The sequence below is a fragment of the Chitinophaga sp. genome, assembly GCF_017745275.1.
Lineage (GTDB): Bacteria > Bacteroidota > Bacteroidia > Chitinophagales > Chitinophagaceae > Chitinophaga.
Map to the genome: position 1 here is coordinate 57,742 of NZ_JAGHZS010000009.1, position 18,845 is coordinate 76,586.

Consider the following 18,845-nt stretch of genomic DNA (forward strand, 5'->3'; position numbering starts at 1 on the left):
TTATTTTACAATCCATTTTAGCACTTACGGCTTACAAAATAAGAACCATGGATATCAATATTCAAAACAAAGTGTCGCAATGGCTCAACGGAAATTACGACGCTGAAACCGTTGCCACATTGAAGAAAATGCAGGAAGGCAACCCCGATGAATTAAATGACGCCTTTTATCGTAACCTCGAATTCGGTACCGGTGGCCTGCGCGGTATCATGGGTGTAGGTACCAACCGCATGAATAAATATACCCTCGGGATGGCGACCCAGGGCTTTGCCAACTACCTTAAAAAAACCTTTATCGGTGAAATTAAGATAGCCATTGCACATGACAGCCGCAATAATGCCCGCTTTTTTGCAGAAACCGTTGCCAACGTGTTCGCTGCCAACGATATCAAAGTATTTCTGTTCGAAAGCCTGCGGCCTACGCCAGAACTGTCTTTCACCATACGCCACCTGCAATGCCATGGCGGCGTGGTATTGACCGCCTCCCACAATCCAAAGGAATACAACGGCTACAAAGCCTACTGGAATGACGGCGCACAGCTGGTACCACCACACGACAGCAACGTAATCCGCGAAGTGGAAAGCATCGCTTCCCCGGATGAGGTGAAATGGACCGGCGGTGAATCCAATATTACCCTGATCGGTAAAGACGTAGATGCAGCCTACCAGAAAGAACTGGTGAGCCTGTCCATCAACCCGGATATCATCAAAGAACAACACGACCTGAAAATAGTATATACGCCTATTCATGGCACGGGCATTACCCAGGTACCTGCCGTACTGCAGCAATATGGCTTTACCAACGTAAACATTGTACAGGAACAGGCTACCCCGGATGGTAACTTCCCTACCGTGGTATATCCTAACCCCGAAGAATCAGAAGCCATGAGCCTCGGCGTGAAAAAGGCGAAGGAGCTTGATGCTGATATCCTCCTGGGTACCGACCCCGACGCGGATCGTGTAGGCATCGCCGTGAAAGACCTGAAAGGGGAATGGATCCTGCTCAACGGTAACCAAACCGGTGTGCTGCTGTTCAACTACATCGTAGAAGCCCGCAAGCGTAAAGGCCTGGCTAAACCGAACGACTATATCGCTAAAACAGTGGTAACCTCCGACCTGATCGATGTATTTGCCGCTAAAAACAATATCACCTGCTATAATGTACTCACCGGCTTTAAATGGATCGCTGACCTGATCCGCCGGAAAGAACCACAGGAAAACTTCATCTGTGGCGGAGAGGAATCATATGGTTATATGATTGGTAACAATATCCGTGATAAAGATGCCATCTCTTCTGTTGCCATGATTTGCGAAATGGCCGCTGTTGCACGCAGCCATGGCAAAACGTTGTTTGAAGAGCTGATCGACATCTACGTACGTTACGGTTACTACAAAGAAAGCCTGATCTCAATTACTAAAAAAGGAATGAGAGGCGCCGAAGAAATTGCCGAAATGATGCGCGGATACCGCGAAAATCCACCGGTAACTATCAATGGCTCACCAGTAGTAACACTCTACGACTACCAGTTGCAGCAAATCAGGGATATCAAAACCGGCGATATCAAACCACTGGACCTGCCTAAATCCAACGTATTGCAGTTTGTACTGGCAGACGGCAGCAAGATTTCTGCCCGTCCTTCCGGTACTGAACCTAAAATTAAATTCTATTTCAGCGTAAATGCACCACTGAACAGTGCGGCAGACTATGATAAAGTAACCGTTGAACTGGATCAGAAAATAAATGGCATTATCCAGGACATGGACCTGAAATAATACCTGCCACCTGGAAAGGAGGATATAAACCGGGAATGTTGAAAGAAAGTAATGCTCACTTTCAATATTCCCGGTATTGTTTAGCTACCCACATGAAAAAAATAAGCCTTATCCTGATCCTGGCGCTGTCGTTCCTGTGCAGCACGGCACAAAAAAAAGTGCCCTTTTTTACCATTCCGGATACTACTGTTAACTCCCACGTATGGCTGCTTAGTGGCACTACTGTTGCATTATATGGCGCCAGCCTGGCTGCACTCAACACTGCCTGGTATAAAGGTTATCCCAGATCCGGATTTCATTTTTTCAATGATATGGACGAATGGAACCAGATGGACAAAGCCGGGCATATTTTCAGCGCTTATTTTATCGGGAAATATAGCCGTGAAATGTGGCGTTGGTCGGGGCTTCCAAGGAAAAAGCAAATCTGGATCGGCGGTCTTAGTGGCCTGGCTTTTCAATCCGTGATTGAAGTATTGGATGGCTATTCGTCTGAATGGGGATTTTCCTGGGGCGATATGGGCTCCAACGCCGTTGGCTCTGCCCTGCTGATCAGCCAGGAACTGGCCTGGGATGAGCAACGTATTCAACTGAAGTTCTCTTCGCACCCGCAACGCTATGACGACCCGGTATTAAGAGAAAAAGCAGATCAGCTTTTCGGCCAGTCCTACTGGGAAAGAACACTGAAAAACTATAACGCCCAAACTTATTGGTTATCTGTCAACCTATATTCTTTTAATAAAGGCAGTCACCTTCCCAAATGGTTGAATATCGCCGTAGGATACGGCGCCCAGGGCATGATTGGCGGGCGGGATAATACCTGGATGGATAACAATGGCCATTACTACGACTATAGCAACCAGGTGCGCACCCGGCAATTCTACCTTTCCCCTGATGTAGACTTTACCAAAATTCCCACCCGCAAAAAAGGCATGAAAGTACTGTTCCAGGTATTAAACATGGTCAAATTCCCTGCACCAACACTGGAAATTAATTCGCAGGGACACGCAAAACTACACGCGGTCTATTTTTAGTCCGGATTATTCAAAATAGGCGGAAACAATTTCCTCCCCATTCATTTCCACTAATACCATATCCTGTAAGGTGGTGGCCAGGGAATAGCCTACGAAATCGACCGAGAGTGGAAACGACTTGTGCTTGCGGTCTACCAGCACGGCCGTCTGGATTTTTTTAGGTAAGAATTTCAATAATGGTTTCAATGCATACAACATCGTGCGGCCGGAGTTAGCCACATCATCTACCACCACTACTACTTTATCATTAAAATCAATGTCTTCAGATACTACTACTTCTCCCGGGTTTTGTTTATCCAGGCGCAGTTCTATAATATGGGTTTTCAGGGGAGATATCTGTTCCAGTATGGCGGCTATTTTATGGGCAACGATCACACCGCGGTCCCAGATGCCGGCAAGGATGATATCTGTACCATCGCTGTTCAATTCATAAATTTCGTAAGCGATACGTTCAATTTTCTTTTGAATGATATCCTGCGTTAGAATGATATTCCTGTTTTCCATAGTTGCAAAAATAAGTAATTCACTATTAGCAATTAGCTTTTAACTCTTAGCTCTTAGCTAAACCAGCCATCAATAAAACAATGATGCTAATAGCTAACCGCTAAATCAATCATCGATAAAAATACAATATACTAAAAGCTAGATGCTAACAGCTAACAGCTAAAATACAATATATTAAAACCTAGATGCTAACAGCTAATAGCTAAAAATCCCCTAAATTAGGGAGTCAAATCTGAGATAATGCGAATTGTACAAGAATTATTATTTGTAATCCTCTTCGGGGCAGCAGTGTATCTTTTTGCCCGGAAAGCAGGACAGATAAGGAAAAACATATTGCTGGGAAGAGATAAAGACCTGAGCGATCACCCTGATCTCCGATGGAAAAATCTTTTCCTGCTGGCTTTCGGACAGAAAAAAATGTTCCGTAATCCGCTGGTCGCCGTACTCCACTTTTTCGTGTATGCCGGCTTCCTGATTATCAACCTTGAAATACTGGAAATTATCCTGGACGGGATATTAGGCACTCATCGTTTATTCGTTCCCGTATTAGGCAGTTTATACCCTGTGTTAATCAGTCTTTTTGAAGTACTGGCGGTACTGGTACTCACAGGCTGCGCCATTTTCCTGGTCCGCAGAAACATTTTGAAGCTTAAACGCTTTATCAGCAAAGACCTGGATGGATGGCCGCGTTCCGATGCCAACTACATCCTGATCACAGAAATCGTGTTAATGGCCCTGTTTCTGACAATGGATACAGCTGACCAAACGCTGCAGGCCAGGGGGGTAGCACATTATATTCCTACCGGTTCCTTCTGGATCTCCGGTATGTTGACCCCACTGTTCAGCGGCTTATCTGACGGTACGCTGGAGGCGATAGAGCGTGGCTGCTGGTGGCTGCATATCACTGGTGTGCTGGCCTTCCTCAACTACCTCCCCTATTCCAAACACCTGCATATTATCCTGGCCTTTCCTAACGCTTACTACGCCAGCCTGGAGCCTAAAGGTGAAATGGAAAATATGCCTGCCGTACAACAGGAAGTACAATTAATGCTGCAGCCGGAGCTGGCGGCCAACGCCCCTGCTTCCGATACCATGCCTAAGTTTGGCGCCAAAGACGTTATGGACCTCACCTGGAAAAACTTACTGGATGCATATAGCTGTACAGAATGCGGCCGTTGCAGTGCTGCCTGTCCGGCCAACATCACCGGTAAGCTGTTGTCGCCACGGAAAATCATGATGGATACACGCGACCGCCTGGAAGAAGTAGGCCGTAATATCAAAGCCAATGGCACCTTTACAGATGATAACAAAACCCTGCTGCGCGATTATATTTCTGAAGAAGAACTCCGTGCCTGCACCACCTGTAACGCCTGTGTGCAGGAATGCCCGGTGAGCATTAACCCGCTGGACATCATCCTGCAACTGCGCCGTCACCTGGTGATGGAAGAATCCAGCGCACCGGCAGAATGGACCGGTATGTTCAGCAACATTGAAAATAACATGGCGCCATGGAAATTCAGCATGGACGACAGAGATAAATGGGCCACGGAATAAATAGACTCCGTCCTCATTTTTCACTATTACTTTAAAAAAATCAGCATGCATATTAAAACAATGGCAGAATATGCCGCAAATGGAGAAACCCCTGAAGTCCTTTTCTGGGTGGGTTGTGCAGGTAGTTTTGATCAGCGCGCCCAAAAAATCACCAAAGCATTTGCCACTATCCTTGATAAAGTAGGAATTCAATTTGCCATTTTAGGAAAAGAAGAAAGCTGCACCGGGGATCCTGCAAGAAGAGCAGGTAATGAATTTATTTTCCAGATGATGGCCCAGAATAATATTCAGCTCCTGAATATGTATGGTGTGAAAAAAATAGTCACCGCCTGCCCACATTGCTTTAATACACTGAAAAACGAATATCCCGCGCTGGGTGGCAACTATGAAGTGATTCACCACACCACTTTCCTGCAATCGCTGATCGATGAAGGGAAAATAAAGATGCAGGAAGGCGGCACTTTTAAAGGCAAAAAAATCACTTATCACGACTCCTGCTATCTCGGTCGCGCCAATAACATCTATGAAGCACCACGGAAAGTGCTGGAAACACTGGATGCAGAGCTGGTTGAAATGAAACGCTGCCGCAGCAAAGGCTTATGCTGTGGTGCCGGCGGCGCACAAATGTTTAAAGAAGAAGAGAAAGGTAGCACCCGCATCAACTTCGAACGCGGACATGAAGCCGTAGCGACCGGTGCGTCCGTTATTGCTGCCAATTGCCCTTTCTGTATGACCATGCTCACCGACGGCGTAAAAGAAGCCGGTAAAGAAGACGATGTAAAAGTGCTGGATATAGCGGAATTGATCGCGCAAAGCATGAAATAACAGCAGCCAGCCATTAACCTCTTAGTCTGCCGTGATAGATAATCACCGGGACTAAATGTAATCGCTAACCGCTAATTCTTTAAATTTGCAGTATGAATACTAACAACATCTTCCCTGCAGGCTTTTCTCCAGCCTCCAGGGTGTGGATATACCAGAGCAACAGACCGTTTAATGAACAGGAGATACTCGAAATCAACGAACAACTGGCCCAGTTCACCGCACAGTGGAATGCACACGGAGCGCCTGTAAAAGGCTGGGGACAGGTAGTATTGAACCAGTTGATCATATTGATAGCAGATGAAACGGAAACAGCTGTAAGCGGTTGCAGTACCGATAGTTCCGTTCGGATCATTAAAAGCATTGAAAAACAGTACGAAGTAAATATGTTTGATCGCCTGCTGCTGGGCTTTATTGTAAAAGATAAGGTACAGCTCCTTCCAATGGCCCAGGTGGCCTATGCGTTGGAAAAAGGCTATATAGATGAAAACACCATTTACCTGAATAATACCGTACTAACCCGGCAGGAATTGGATACCCACTGGCTGCAACCATTGAAAGACAGCTGGATAGCCAAAAAACTGGCGGCGAAAGCGTAATCCGGATATCATTTCCCGGCCCTGTAACAGCCCCTGTTACAGGGCTTTTATTTTTAAACCGATTGCTGACATTCTGTCATTTTGTTATTTTTATTACCTATTTTTGCCTTCCTAAATTTTTGTCAGGATGCTGGATCTGGATACCAAAGTGCATGATGAAAGTCGCCAGGGAGAAGCCTTTTCTCCGGCAACGACAGGCACCCAAACATATACTAAAAAATTCTACATCGAGAGCTATGGCTGCGCGATGAACTTCAATGATAGTGAAATTGTTGCGTCTATACTCGGAGCAGAAGGTTATGGCCCTACCCGTAACACGGAGGAAGCCAACCTGATCCTGCTCAATACCTGCTCTATCCGCGAAAAAGCGGAACAGACCGTGCGTAAACGTTTGACCGAATTCAAAAAATTAAAACAGCAAACACCCGGCATGCTGGTAGGCGTGTTAGGATGTATGGCCGAACGTATCAAAGGCAAACTGTTGGAAGAGGAAAAACTGGTAGACCTGGTAGTAGGGCCCGATGCTTACCGCAGCCTGCCTGCACTGATTGCAGAAGCGGATGCCGGTCAGAAGTCTGTGAACGTGCTATTAAGCCGGGAAGAAACTTATGGTGATATCAGCCCTGTGCGACTGGATAACAACGGGGTTACCTCCTTTGTATCCATTATGCGTGGCTGTAATAACATGTGCACCTTCTGCGTGGTACCTTTTACCCGTGGCCGGGAACGCAGCCGCGACGCACATTCCATTGTCAGGGAAGCCGAAGAGCTGTTTGCCAACGGCTACCGTGAAGTAACCCTCCTGGGCCAGAACGTAGACTCCTACTACTGGAACAGCAGCGACGGACAGGAAACCGTGACCTTTGCCATGCTGCTGGAAAAAGTAGCGCTCATCAATCCTTTGCTGCGCGTACGTTTCAGCACCTCCCATCCTAAAGACATTACAGACGAAGTACTCTTCACCATGATGAAGTACGATAACATCTGCAACTATATTCACCTGCCGGTACAAAGCGGTAGCACCCGCATATTACAACTCATGAACCGCACGTATACCCGTGAATGGTACATGAAAAAAGTAACCCGCATCCGTGAGCTGATCCCCGACTGTGGCCTTTCTACCGATATCATCACTGGCTTCTGCACAGAAACAGAAGAAGACCACCAGGATACCCTCAGCCTCATGGAGTTTGCGAAATATGACCTGGCCTACATGTACTTCTATTCCGAACGCCCGGGCACCCTGGCAGAACGCCGCTATAAAGACGATGTACCGGAAGACGTAAAGAAAAGAAGACTGGCAGAAGTAGTAGAATTATATCGTGGCCATTCGCAGGCTACTATGGAAAAAGAAGTCGGCAAAACTTTCAGGGTACTGGTAGAAGGTACCTCCAAACGTTCCGATGAACAACTTTTTGGCCGTAATGATCAGAATAAAGTAATCGTATTCCCTAAAGAAAACTTTAAAAAGGGCGATTATGTGCTGGTAAAGGTAGAAAGCTGTACTTCCGGTACACTGATTGGAAAAGCCGTACAATAACAGTACTCTGGTAACAGAGATGATATTTTTAACCATCAAACACATGAACAACCGCTTATGGACATTCAGGCTATAAAAAACAGGTTTGGCATTATCGGCAGTAGTCCGGCACTCAACTATGCATTGCAGGTGGCTGTTCAGGTAGCCAATACTGATCTTACTGTATTAATCAATGGAGAAAGCGGGGTTGGTAAAGAGGTTTTTTCACAAATCATTCATGCCCTCAGCGCACGTAAACATAATCCTTTTATAGCCGTTAACTGCGGCGCCATTCCGGAAGGAACCATCGACTCAGAGCTGTTTGGCCATGAGAAAGGATCCTTCACCGGTGCGGTCGACAGCCGTAAAGGATACTTCGAAACCGTAAACGGCGGTACCATTTTCCTCGATGAAATTGGTGAAATGCCCATGGGTACACAGGCCCGCCTGTTGCGCGTACTGGAAACCGGGGAGTATATCCGTGTAGGTTCATCCAAAGTACAGAAAACAGATGTACGCGTAGTAGCCGCCACCAACCGCGATTTGCTGGAACGCACGCAACAGGGTAAGTTCCGCGAAGACCTCTACTACCGTCTCAATACCGTACCTATCCGCGTTCCCGCCCTGCGCGACCGCAAAGAAGATATTCCCCTGCTGTTCAGGAAATTCTCGGTAGACTTCTCCGAAAAATATAAAACACCCTCTATTCAACTGGATGAAGAAGCACGTAACATTCTCGTGAACTATCCCTGGAGAGGTAATATCCGCGAACTGAAAAATATTGCGGAACAAATTTCGGTGCTGTCGTCCGATAAACTGGTGACTGCCAACGACCTGAAACGCTTCCTGCCAGACCAACCGGAGGTAAACCGCCTGCCGATGCTGGCGGCACCACAACCGGCCAACAACGATTTCAACAGCGAAAGAGATATCCTCTACAAGCTTTTCTTCGACATGAAAAAAGATGTCACCGAAGTAAAGAAAATGTTCTTCGATATTCTCCAGAATCCGAATATGCCACATCCTTCGGAATATGCAGTGGACAACCACGTGATACACAGTTATGCATCACCTGCTGAAATGACGCCCGCTCCGGGCCCAGGCATCAGCAGTACCCAACCCATTATCCTGGCAGATAATAAAATTGATCATCACGAAGAAGTAGAAGAAACCTTGTCTATTGCCGACAAAGAAAAAGAACTCATTGTGAAAGCGCTGAAAAAACACAAAGGCAAACGTAAGGATGCAGCGCTCGACCTGGGGATTTCCGAAAGAACACTTTATCGTAAATTGAAAGAATATAACATCGCCGAATAAACGAATTTAATAGCAGCATCACAATGATAACCAGCATCAAAGCATTTATATCCATCGCACTGCTCTCGGTTTTAGCCGGTTGCAGCGTAAAATATTCCACCACCGGCGCCAGTATAGACCAGGAAGCCAAAACGGTGAACATCCGCTTTATTGAGAACAGGGCCCCTATCAACAACCCTACTTTAAGCCAGAAACTGACACAGAAACTGCGCGATAAGGTAACAGGGCAAACCCGTTTAACACAGGTAAATGAAACGGAACCAAGAGCAGACTACGAATTTAAATCTACCATCACCGGCTACTCGTTCTCCAATGCGGCAGTAACAAATGTAGACCAGGCAGCTACCTCCCGTTTGAATGTCACTGTAAATGTTACGTTTATCAAACGGGTAGGCGATAAAAAAGGATTTACCCAATCGTTCTCCCGTTCTGCCGAATTCCCCGCCAGCCAGTTGCCCAGCACTGTAGAAAATAACCTGCTGGAAAACAATATTATTCCGGGTATTACTGATGATATCTTTAACAGGGCTTTTGCCAACTGGTAAGGTCTAGTCGTTTTTTTTATTACATTAGCAACCTATGACGGCAAACAGGATTATAGCGCATGTGTTTCTTCAACCCTCTCTTCATTTGGTAAATGAAGAAGCGATGGAACAGTTGGTAGCGGATCACCCGTATTTTTCTGCTGCCCGCCTGTTGCTGGCCAGAAAAGTGTTCCAGAAAACCGGCGACCTTCAAAGTCCCGCTGTGAAAAAGGCCTTGCTTTATACCAACCAGCATCATTACGCGTACCAGGTGATTTCAGAAGAACAGATATTACAGGAAGTAGTGAACCGGGTTAGCCCGGCCCTTCCGGAAGATACATTGCCCGTTGAAACGATCACTGCTCCCGATGCAGTAGCCGATGATACTACATCCGTTGTGGAAGAAATAGCCGCTACCATCAGTTTACCGGTAGTGGAAGACCGTATTCCGATAGCCATCCCTGAAGATGCCCTGCCCGCAGCGCCATTATCCGAAGTAACGGCTGTTGAAGCAGCGGCTCCGGTTTTAACGGTGGCAGACAGCCCTATCCCGGTCACCATTCATGATGAAGTGGTGCCTGTTGATATGTCGGCCAATGTGGTAGAAGAAATAGCTGCTACCACTGCTTTACCGGTAGTAGAAGACCGCATTCCGGTTGTCATCCCTGAAGATGCCCTGCCAGAAAGCCATCACACGGAATCTACTCCTACCGTTTCCATTGCGGATGAGGAAATACCACATTTTGCTGCTGCTACGGAAGATGTGACAGAAAATGCCACTGCTCCTGCGGCGGCCGTGATCACAGCACTACCGGAAACGCCCGCTCCTGCGCCAGCGCCGGAAGAAGCGTTGCCCATTAAAATTTTCCCTTTAACCACTGCTACAGAAGAAACAGAACTGATTTTCCAGCCACTCTATACAGATGATTATTTTGCTTATAAAAGATTGAAAAATCCGGAAGAAGCAGACGAGCTGAATGCAAAGGGCGCCGCTGAAATGAAGAGCTTTACCTCCTGGCTGCGGCAAATGAAGGATAACTTTGTGGGTAAAACCAGCAAAGACTGGTATCACCAGCAGTTACACCGGATTTATGAAGAAGACGATGAACCCGAGGTTTCTGAAACAGTTGAGAAAATGGCCATGGACTCCATTGTATTCAACAACGATATCGTGTCGGAAACCCTGGCGGAAATCTGGGTACGGCAGCAGCAATATGGCAACGCGATTAAGATATATCAAAAATTAAGTTTGCTTAATCCCGACAAAAACGCTTATTTTGCGCAAAAGATATTAGAACTCAAGTCACAAACAGACAAAAAAAATAAACAGTAATTTACTATGTTGATAATTTTTGGTATCCTGATCATATTAGCCTGTGTTTTGTTAGGCTTCTTCGTGCTGATCCAGAACCCCAAAGGTGGCGGACTCTCCGGCAACCTTGGTGGTGTTGGTAATCAGGTGATTGGGGTGCGTCAGACTACTGACGTGTTGGAAAAAGGTACCTGGATCCTGGCTATACTGATTGCTGTATTGTGCCTCACTGCTCCGTTTTTCATTGGTAAAAGCGCTAAAACTCAAACACTGGCACCTAGTGCAATAGAAAAAGCTGGTGCAGGCGCGCCCATTACACCGTCGGCTCCTCCTGCTCAGTTACCAAACACTCCGGCACCGGCTCCAGCTCCGACTCCCGGCAAATAAGCGATTTATTGAATAATAATACTTGAAACCTCGCCGTTAAAAGCGAGGTTTTTTTTAATGGCGACTGACGAGTAAATGAAAAACCTGACACATAACGGCATTCGCTCATTCGTAACGACCAATACTATCTATGGCTAAAAAAAGCAAAGCATCCAGCGCAAAATCCATCTGGATAAGACGGATACTGGTGATGGCCGGCTGCCTGGCCGCCGGAGCCCTGGTATACATTTCTTACCGCGTATTTGGTCCCAACACCAAAGCATTTGGCGATAATAAATACTTCTATATACACACCAACAGCACCTATAACAATGTGCTGGATGGCCTGGAAGAACAAGGTATTATACGCAACCGCAGCAGCTTTAACTGGGTAGCCCAAAAACTGGATTATCCCTCCCGCGTAAAAGCCGGCCGCTACAAAATCACAAGAGGCATGAGCAACTTTGATATTGCCCGCCTGCTGCGCTCAGGTAAACAATCGCCGGTTGTACTCGTGATCAATAAATTACGCACCAAAGATGATTTTGTCAGAAAGGTAAGTACCAACCTGGAAGCTGATTCGGGCATACTCCGTTCCCTCATGCGCGATGCCGTATACCTCCGCCAGTTCGGCCTGGATACCAACACCGTGATGTGCGTAGTAGTCCCCAATACATACGAATTTTACTGGAACACCGGTGCGGAAGCCGTCTTCAAAAAACTGGAAAAAGAAAGAGAAGAATTCTGGACACAAGAGAGAAAGGAAAAAGCAGATAAACTACACCTCACCGAAAACCAGGTAACCATACTGGCCTCTATTGTGGAAGAAGAAAGTAACAAAAACGATGAGAAACCACTCATTGCCAGCGTATATCTCAACCGCTTCCGTAAAGGCATGCGCCTGCAGGCAGATCCTACTGTGAAATTTGCTTTACAGGATTTCGGTTTGAAAAGAATACGGGAAAATCATACCCTGTACGATTCTCCGTATAACACTTACCGTTATGAAGGTTTCCCTCCCGGCCCCATCTGCACCCCATCTGAAAAAACACTGAATGCAGTTTTAAATACTCCGGAAACAGATTACCTTTATTTTTGTGCCAGATCCGACTTCTCCGGATATCATGCTTTTGCTGCCACCTACGCAGAGCACCTGGTAAATGCCAGGAAGTACCAGGCAGAATTGAATAAAAGAGGATTCTAAAATATATTCCCATAACCCGGCCATTAGCCGTTAGAAAATACAGTGAGGAGTTCTTCGCTGCATTTTCTAACAGCTAATCGCTAAAAGCTAACAGCTAATTGGCTTTCAAACCCGAAAACATCATCTTCCGTTCCCGCCCCTACCGCCGACTGGTAGAGCGGACCAAAACCCTTATCCTTCCCGGATTTGAAGGGTTACCGTTGTATGATGTACTGAAACATTTCGGACAGGAAACCAAAAACAGGGGGCTGGGCGACCGCGCCAGGGCCATCTCATTCAATTTCCTGTTGGCCATTCCACCCTTTTTCATCTTCCTCTTTACCCTCGTACCCTATGTGCCTGTAAAAAACATAGAACCTACACTGTACGACCTCGCGGAAGATCTCACCCCTAACTACAACACCTATATGATTGTCAGGGGAATGATCCACGATTTCCTGTACACCCATCGTAATGGATTGCTCTCTATCGCCTTCCTGATGGGGTTTTTCTATTCTTCCAACGGCGTAATGGGGATACTTCGCTCCTTTAGTAAAATTCAGGGCGCAGGCTTCCGGAAAAGAAAATGGTGGCAAAATCGCCTGATTGCGCTGCAATTAACCGCTATACTGGTGATATTACTCCTGATTACTGTTACACTAATTATCGCCCAGGGAGCTACCCTGCGCTGGGTATTTAACCATATTGGTATTAAAAGTAACTGGCTCAGAAACCTGATTGATATAGGCCGCTGGGTAGTGATAGTAATGCTGTTTTATTCTGTAAACGGTTTCCTGTACCGCATCGGCGCCGCTACTACCCGTAGATGGAAATTCATCACGGCCGGCGCCACCGTGGCCACTGTTTTCATGATCGTGGTAACGGTTGGCTTCTCCTGGTTCGTCAATAATTTCGGTAACTACAATAAAATCTATGGCTCTATCGGCACCATCCTGGTACTGATGCTTTGGATTTTCCTCAACTCCCTTATCCTGCTGATCGGGTTTGAACTGAATGCCAGTATCAGAACCGTCAGTGATGCAAGACAAGAAGAAAAAAAGAGGCAACTGGCTGCTAATCAATCCTAAGCAATTCCCCACTGGTCCGATACCTGCGCGATATTTTTATTTTATAATTTTTTATTATATTTTACTTGATTATTTGCTTGTAGAAAAGCAAAACGATGCTGTCGCGTTTTACTATATTTAATCAGGACCTGAAAAACATTTGTTATGATCAAGGCCAGCTTTTATTTATCCTGTATTGCCATTTCCCTGTGTGCCTTTGAGCCCAACATAGAAACACCATTGGAACCAGGCGCACTGCTGCCAAAATCAGATGTAAGCCTGGCAGATATCTCCGGAAAAAAAATCACGCTGGCAGGCGCCAAAGGCAGTAATGGGCTGCTGGTCATCTTTGGCAGCAATATCTGTCCTTATATGCTACGCAATGAAGGCAGGATTCAAACGGTTTGCCACCTGGCCCGCAAAAATAATATTGGCGTGGTGATCGTCAATTCCAATGAAGCAGAGCGGCACGACAGAGAATCATTGGCAGCCATGCAAAAGTATGGCGCCGAACAAAATTTTGCCTGGTATTATGTAGTGGATATGAATGCGGTACTGGCCAATGCTTTCGATGCGAACCATACCCCGGAATGCTACCTCTTTGATAAAAACAGCCGGCTGGCATATAAAGGAGGTATTGATGACAGCCCCGGAAACGCGGACAAAGTGAAAGTACCTTTATTGCAAAATGCCATCCAGGAAGTACTGGCCGGGAAAGCCGTTACGGTAAACAGTACCAGTAGTTTAGGCTGTAATATCAAAAGAAACCTGTAGGTGATTGAACAGGTAGTGGATATCGAGAGATAAATACCGCCATCCACTACCTGGTAAAAAATCTTTTTCCTATTGCCCCACCAAGAATACGGCGTTGCTAAACAACAGCTTACCATTTTCCCAGAAGCTTCTGAACAACGGGTTATCTGCAAGGATCACTACAGATCCGCTACCCATCTCCTTCACCCCAAACAACAATCCATCTTTCAACTGCTGACGGGTATCTGCGCCCACAAAGCCACTCAGGTAGCTGTCTTTCTTCAACACGCCTACATTCCAGCCACCATTTTCAATAAACTCATACAAGTGTGCATCCTGCTTCAACGTATAGTAGAAACCGTTATAACCAAACGCTAATGGATGCGTTGTATCCAACTGTACTTTGTAAATAGCACCGGGAATAAACTGTTTAATGCTCTCTCTTTCGCGATTGGCATAAGGTTTCAGCGCATCATAAGTAGTAGCTTTGCCCTTGTCTTTACCTTCTTTATCCTTCTCTTCTTCCTTCTTCAGCTTAATCCCCCAATCGATGCCGGCAATCGCTGCGGCTGCGTCTTCTACTGCAATCAGCTTACCACCATTGTTCACCCAATCTTTCAACCGCTCTGTGGCTGGTTTATCTCCAAATACTTTATAATCGCCATTGGTTAATATCAGCACATCTGTTTGCTCCCAGTTGATATCGTTCATATTACGTGCATTCACCACCGTTAGTGGGAAATCCAGTTGCTGTTCAAAGAAATGCCATACTTCTCCTACTCCCAGTGAACCAATACCTTCGCCCGCCAGCAGCACAACATTTGGCTTTTTTATAAACCTGATTTTATCGGAACCAAAATCAGTTCCTTTATCTACAAAGCCACTGCTTACCGCATCCAGGGTGATCTTAAAACGATTGGCCTGGCTGGTAATGTACTGGTCGAACTGATCGCCTCTGTTGGCATTACCGGAACGGGTGATGATCAGGGTACCGGCCGGGAAGTCCTTACCACTTACGGTAAACGGCGCTTCGGTAAACCGCACTTTAATATCGTTCTGCAATAATGCTGATAAAAATTTCACATCTCTCAAACTATTCCATTGCGCCAGGTAGGCATAAGGCTTCTGCGCTATCAAGGCAGTATTATTACGCATTGCGGGAGCACCTGCTGCCGGCGTCAGGGACTGTTTTACTGCATAGGAAGTTAATCCATACGCGTACGGCAACGCCCAGGCGGTAATATCGTAAGTAACAGAATCGGAAAGATGGGAGACCGGTTCAAACAATACCCGCAGCATATTAGAATGCGGCTGATACATACTAATCACCATATCTTCTTTATCAATGGTAAACGTTTCTGTTTTGCCCGTGAAATAATTAAACCCGGCTGCGCTACCGGTATTGGCGCCATACCCGAAAGCAATATTGTTTTTACGCAGCAGTTCTGCCAGGGTATTCAGCTTTTCGGTATTACCACCCGCCTTTACTACATAGGCTTTATATCCACCTTGTGGCGCTTTTTCAGCTGCTACAAAATAGTTGTCATACTCCGTGATAATTTTTGCGGCATTTTGTGAAGCTACTTCTATGGTAGACATGCCGGTGGTAAAATGATGCGCAATCCTGTCTGTCAGGGTCAGGGTATCTCCATCTTTCTTCAATACCGCTACACCGGCATGACCGCTACCACCCTGTTCGTAGGTCATACCCAGGGAACCATTGTACATGGGATAAGTATCGCCGTAGCTGGGATAAAACAAATCGAAGCGTTCCTTTGTAAAGTATAACCAGCCTTGCTGATCAAAATACTTCGCATTATTTTTCCCGATCATCACCTGCAACTGCCGTTGCCAGGGCGTTACCGCATCATGAAAAGGTTCTGCTGCCGGCGCAAAGTAATAGGGCGACTCTATGTCCTGCTCGTGGAAATCCACATGTACCTGCGGCATCCATTCGTTATACTTTGCCACCCGCTGTTGCGATTCCTTCTGGGTTTGCCAGGCCCAGTCGCGGTTCAGGTCAAAATAATAGTGATTGGGTCTTCCGCCCGGCCAGGGTTCGTTGTGTTCCCTGGAATAAGGGTTCACATTGGGTTTCACGGCACGTGTGGCATTATAGAAGTTCACATATCTTTCACGTCCATCCGGGTTGAGGCAGGGGTCAATGACCACGACGGTATTTTTTAACCATTCCTGCGTTTGTGCATTCCCGTTATTCACCAGTTCGTACAGCGTTTTCATGGCGGCTTCAGTAGATACCGCTTCATTTCCATGTACGTTATAGCTTAACCACACAATCACCGGCTGATTGCCGGTAGCTTTGCCACGGGCATTAGACATATCCAGGCTATGCTGACGGATCTCGTCCAGCCGGGAAAAATTTTCCGGGGAAGCCACGATGGCCATTACCAATGGCCGCCCTTCGTAGGTAGTACCGTATTGCTCGAATTTCACGTTTTTAGCCGTAGCGGCTACCTGTTTAAAATAGTCCACCACTCTATAATGTGGAGTAAACTGGGTCCCCAGGGGATAGCCGAGGAATTGATCAGGCGTTGGCACCTGGGCGGAAGTAATCATAAAGCCCAGCATAGCCACAGCCAATAATAAATATTTGCGCATAAAAGCCCGCGATTAGATCCTGTAAGTTAGGAATTGTTTTCCGGTTATGACAGGTTCGTAAATAGTTAAACTGGCTTCCCGCTACTGCCGGGGGCTTAAAATATTTTAATTTTCTATAGTTGCGGGCATGTGTTAATTTCGATCCAAACACAATAACCCATGCGTTTCCTGATCCTGCTCGGGATGTCGGTATGTATGCTTCATACTGCCTGCGCCCAACAACCGATAGACGATTTACATCCATACGACTACACTACGGAGAAAGATATCAAGGTGTTACATGGTGCAGTGGTGTCGGCTCATCCGCTGGCCAGCCGGGTGGGTGCCATCATATTGCAGCAGGGTGGTAATGCAGTGGATGCTGCCATTGCCACGCAACTGGCGCTGGCCGTAGTTTATCCTGGCGCAGGTAATATCGGTGGTGGCGGGTTCCTGGTAGGCCACCTGAAAAATGGACGCAATATTGCCATCGACTTCAGGGAAACAGCCCCTGCGAAAGCCCACCGCGACATGTACCTCGACTCACTGGGCCAGCCAATCACCCAACTCAGCCTGGATGGCCACCTGGCCGCAGGTATTCCGGGTACAGTAGCCGGCCTGTTTGCATCCATGAAATATGCCAAACTGCCTTTCTCCAAACTGATTGCTCCCGCTATCCGCCTGGCAGAAAAAGGATTTGTCATCACAGCTGCAGAAGCCGCAGGCCTGAACGAAACGAAAGCGGATTTCGAAAGACTCAACACTACTAAAACCGCCTTTGTAAAAGATGTTCCCTGGAAAGCCGGCGATACCTTAATACAGAAAGAACTGGCACATACGCTCACGCTTATACGAAATAAAGGCATTGCGGGATTCTATGAAGGCGAAACTGCCAACAACATCGTTACCGAAATGAAACGCGGCCACGGTATCATTACCCTACAGGACCTGAAAGGCTACAAAGCCAAAGAACGCGAAGCCGTTGCTTTTAACTATAAAGGCTATACGATTGTTACCATGCCACTTCCTTCCAGTGGCGGCATTTGCTTACAGCAACTGATGGGTATGGTAGAAAATTACCCGTTATCGCAATGGGGATTCCAATCGCCCCAATCCATACAACTCATGGTAGAAGCAGAAAGACGGGCATACGCTGACCGGGCACAATTCCTCGGTGACCCCGACTTTGTAAAAGTGCCGGTAGCAAAGCTCACCGACAAAAAATACCTGGCAGCGCGCATGCAGGATTTCACCCCAGGCAAAGCCGGCTCCAGTGAGCAAACCAAGGCAGGCGTTTTTCCAGAAAGCGAAGAAACCACCCATCTTAGTATCATCGACGAGGCAGGCAACGCCATTGCTGTAACCACCACGCTCAATGGCCATTACGGCAGCAGAACAGTGGTAGGTAAATCCGGCTTCCTGCTTAACAATGAAATGGACGACTTCAGCGTAAAACCCGGCGTACCCAATATGTACGGCCTGGTGGGCACCGAAGCCAATTCCATTGCACCCGCCAAACGCATGCTCAGCTCCATGACGCCTACCCTGGTACTCCAGGGAAACGAAGTATTGTACTCACTGGGCACTCCCGGCGGATCTACTATCATCACCTCCGTATTTCAAACGTTAATGAATACACTGGAATTTGGACTATCACCATCAGAGGCCATCAATAAACCCAAATTCCATCACCAATGGCTGCCGGATGTTATCACCGTGGAACCCGGCTTCCCCGACAGCACCATTGAAGCCATGCAAAACATGGGGTATAAAGTGGTAAAACGCGGTCCTATTGGTCGTACGGAAATTATCAAACGGGCGCCCGAAAGCCGCTACCTGGAAGCTGCGGCGGACAAACGTGGCGACGACGGCGCGGCAGGATATTGATATAACAGGCAGCAACCTGGCTTTTTGATTACTTTTA

At 46.8% G+C, this 18,845-nt stretch carries 16 protein-coding genes; 14 read left to right on the forward strand and 2 right to left on the reverse strand.

What is annotated here, in order from left to right; all coding sequences use genetic code 11:
• The first annotated feature begins 47 nt into the window (after positions 1–47).
• Together J7623_RS25380 and J7623_RS25385 are read left to right on the forward strand one after the other, a co-directional pair.
• A complete protein-coding gene (locus J7623_RS25380) occupies positions 48–1,772 on the forward strand; it encodes a phospho-sugar mutase (protein ID WP_291925935.1) in 1,725 nt (574 codons plus the stop codon).
• Positions 1,773–1,864: 92 nt separating this feature from the next.
• Positions 1,865–2,803, forward strand: a complete 939-nt coding sequence (locus tag J7623_RS25385) for a DUF2279 domain-containing protein (protein WP_291925938.1) — start codon at positions 1,865–1,867, stop codon at positions 2,801–2,803.
• A 6-nt stretch (positions 2,804–2,809) separates the two neighbouring features.
• On the opposite strand, the gene J7623_RS25390 is transcribed toward J7623_RS25385, so the two are convergent.
• Complete coding sequence (locus J7623_RS25390; RefSeq protein ID WP_291925939.1) at positions 2,810–3,307, reverse strand: phosphoribosyltransferase family protein; 498 nt, start codon at positions 3,305–3,307, stop codon at positions 2,810–2,812.
• Positions 3,308–3,547: 240 nt separating this feature from the next.
• Between J7623_RS25390 and J7623_RS25395 the strand changes: the two genes are divergently transcribed.
• From J7623_RS25395 to J7623_RS25445, 11 genes are all read left to right on the forward strand, one after another.
• Positions 3,548–4,861 (forward strand): (Fe-S)-binding protein, encoded by a 1,314-nt coding sequence (locus J7623_RS25395; protein ID WP_291925941.1) that lies wholly within the window; start codon positions 3,548–3,550, stop codon positions 4,859–4,861.
• A gap of 45 nt (positions 4,862–4,906) precedes the next feature.
• Positions 4,907–5,686 carry a (Fe-S)-binding protein gene (locus J7623_RS25400; protein ID WP_291925943.1) on the forward strand — a complete coding sequence of 260 codons (780 nt, stop codon included), beginning with the start codon at positions 4,907–4,909 and terminating at the stop codon, positions 5,684–5,686.
• A gap of 92 nt (positions 5,687–5,778) precedes the next feature.
• Positions 5,779–6,282 (forward strand): hypothetical protein, encoded by a 504-nt coding sequence (locus J7623_RS25405; RefSeq protein WP_291925945.1) that lies wholly within the window; start codon positions 5,779–5,781, stop codon positions 6,280–6,282.
• Positions 6,283–6,409: 127 nt separating this feature from the next.
• Positions 6,410–7,822 carry a tRNA (N6-isopentenyl adenosine(37)-C2)-methylthiotransferase MiaB gene (gene miaB, locus J7623_RS25410; protein WP_291925948.1) on the forward strand — a complete coding sequence of 471 codons (1,413 nt, stop codon included), beginning with the start codon at positions 6,410–6,412 and terminating at the stop codon, positions 7,820–7,822.
• Between the two features lie 57 nt (positions 7,823–7,879).
• Positions 7,880–9,118: a sigma-54 dependent transcriptional regulator gene (locus J7623_RS25415; protein ID WP_291925951.1), complete on the forward strand. Its 1,239-nt coding sequence runs from the start codon at positions 7,880–7,882 to the stop codon at positions 9,116–9,118.
• A gap of 23 nt (positions 9,119–9,141) precedes the next feature.
• Positions 9,142–9,663: an LptE family protein gene (locus J7623_RS25420; RefSeq protein ID WP_291925954.1), complete on the forward strand. Its 522-nt coding sequence runs from the start codon at positions 9,142–9,144 to the stop codon at positions 9,661–9,663.
• A 34-nt stretch (positions 9,664–9,697) separates the two neighbouring features.
• Positions 9,698–10,975, forward strand: coding sequence for a hypothetical protein (locus tag J7623_RS25425; RefSeq protein WP_291925957.1), 1,278 nt, complete (start codon positions 9,698–9,700; stop codon positions 10,973–10,975).
• A 6-nt stretch (positions 10,976–10,981) separates the two neighbouring features.
• On the forward strand, positions 10,982–11,341 hold the full coding sequence (secG, locus tag J7623_RS25430) for a preprotein translocase subunit SecG (protein WP_291925959.1): 360 nt from the start codon (positions 10,982–10,984) through the stop codon (positions 11,339–11,341).
• Positions 11,342–11,471: 130 nt separating this feature from the next.
• Positions 11,472–12,524: an endolytic transglycosylase MltG gene (mltG, locus tag J7623_RS25435; RefSeq protein ID WP_291925962.1), complete on the forward strand. Its 1,053-nt coding sequence runs from the start codon at positions 11,472–11,474 to the stop codon at positions 12,522–12,524.
• Positions 12,525–12,622: 98 nt separating this feature from the next.
• On the forward strand, positions 12,623–13,591 hold the full coding sequence (locus J7623_RS25440; protein WP_291925964.1) for a YihY/virulence factor BrkB family protein: 969 nt from the start codon (positions 12,623–12,625) through the stop codon (positions 13,589–13,591).
• Between the two features lie 144 nt (positions 13,592–13,735).
• Positions 13,736–14,344 (forward strand): redoxin domain-containing protein, encoded by a 609-nt coding sequence (locus J7623_RS25445; protein WP_291925966.1) that lies wholly within the window; start codon positions 13,736–13,738, stop codon positions 14,342–14,344.
• Positions 14,345–14,413: 69 nt separating this feature from the next.
• Here the strand turns inward: J7623_RS25445 and J7623_RS25450 are convergent, their stop codons facing one another.
• On the reverse strand, positions 14,414–16,942 hold the full coding sequence (locus J7623_RS25450) for a M14 family metallopeptidase (protein WP_291925968.1): 2,529 nt from the start codon (positions 16,940–16,942) through the stop codon (positions 14,414–14,416).
• A 159-nt stretch (positions 16,943–17,101) separates the two neighbouring features.
• Between J7623_RS25450 and ggt the strand changes: the two genes are divergently transcribed.
• Positions 17,102–18,808, forward strand: coding sequence for a gamma-glutamyltransferase (gene ggt / locus J7623_RS25455; protein ID WP_291925970.1), 1,707 nt, complete (start codon positions 17,102–17,104; stop codon positions 18,806–18,808).
• Positions 18,809–18,845 lie beyond the last annotated feature (37 nt).

What these genes read in the sequence shown, in the direction of transcription:
- ggt (WP_291925970.1), top strand. Translation starts at nt 17,102, where the DNA reads ATGCGTTTCCTGATCCTGCTCGGGATGTCGGTATGTATGCTTCATACT.
- J7623_RS25425 (WP_291925957.1), top strand. Translation starts at nt 9,698, where the DNA reads ATGACGGCAAACAGGATTATAGCGCATGTGTTTCTTCAACCCTCTCTT.
- J7623_RS25405 (WP_291925945.1), top strand. Translation starts at nt 5,779, where the DNA reads ATGAATACTAACAACATCTTCCCTGCAGGCTTTTCTCCAGCCTCCAGG.
- mltG (WP_291925962.1), top strand. Translation starts at nt 11,472, where the DNA reads ATGGCTAAAAAAAGCAAAGCATCCAGCGCAAAATCCATCTGGATAAGA.
- J7623_RS25445 (WP_291925966.1), top strand. Translation starts at nt 13,736, where the DNA reads ATGATCAAGGCCAGCTTTTATTTATCCTGTATTGCCATTTCCCTGTGT.
- J7623_RS25385 (WP_291925938.1), top strand. Translation starts at nt 1,865, where the DNA reads ATGAAAAAAATAAGCCTTATCCTGATCCTGGCGCTGTCGTTCCTGTGC.
- J7623_RS25415 (WP_291925951.1), top strand. Translation starts at nt 7,880, where the DNA reads ATGGACATTCAGGCTATAAAAAACAGGTTTGGCATTATCGGCAGTAGT.
- miaB (WP_291925948.1), top strand. Translation starts at nt 6,410, where the DNA reads ATGCTGGATCTGGATACCAAAGTGCATGATGAAAGTCGCCAGGGAGAA.
- secG (WP_291925959.1), top strand. Translation starts at nt 10,982, where the DNA reads ATGTTGATAATTTTTGGTATCCTGATCATATTAGCCTGTGTTTTGTTA.
- J7623_RS25400 (WP_291925943.1), top strand. Translation starts at nt 4,907, where the DNA reads ATGCATATTAAAACAATGGCAGAATATGCCGCAAATGGAGAAACCCCT.
- J7623_RS25390 (WP_291925939.1), bottom strand. Translation starts at nt 3,307, where the DNA reads ATGGAAAACAGGAATATCATTCTAACGCAGGATATCATTCAAAAGAAA.
- J7623_RS25380 (WP_291925935.1), top strand. Translation starts at nt 48, where the DNA reads ATGGATATCAATATTCAAAACAAAGTGTCGCAATGGCTCAACGGAAAT.
- J7623_RS25450 (WP_291925968.1), bottom strand. Translation starts at nt 16,942, where the DNA reads ATGCGCAAATATTTATTATTGGCTGTGGCTATGCTGGGCTTTATGATT.
- J7623_RS25395 (WP_291925941.1), top strand. Translation starts at nt 3,548, where the DNA reads ATGCGAATTGTACAAGAATTATTATTTGTAATCCTCTTCGGGGCAGCA.
- J7623_RS25420 (WP_291925954.1), top strand. Translation starts at nt 9,142, where the DNA reads ATGATAACCAGCATCAAAGCATTTATATCCATCGCACTGCTCTCGGTT.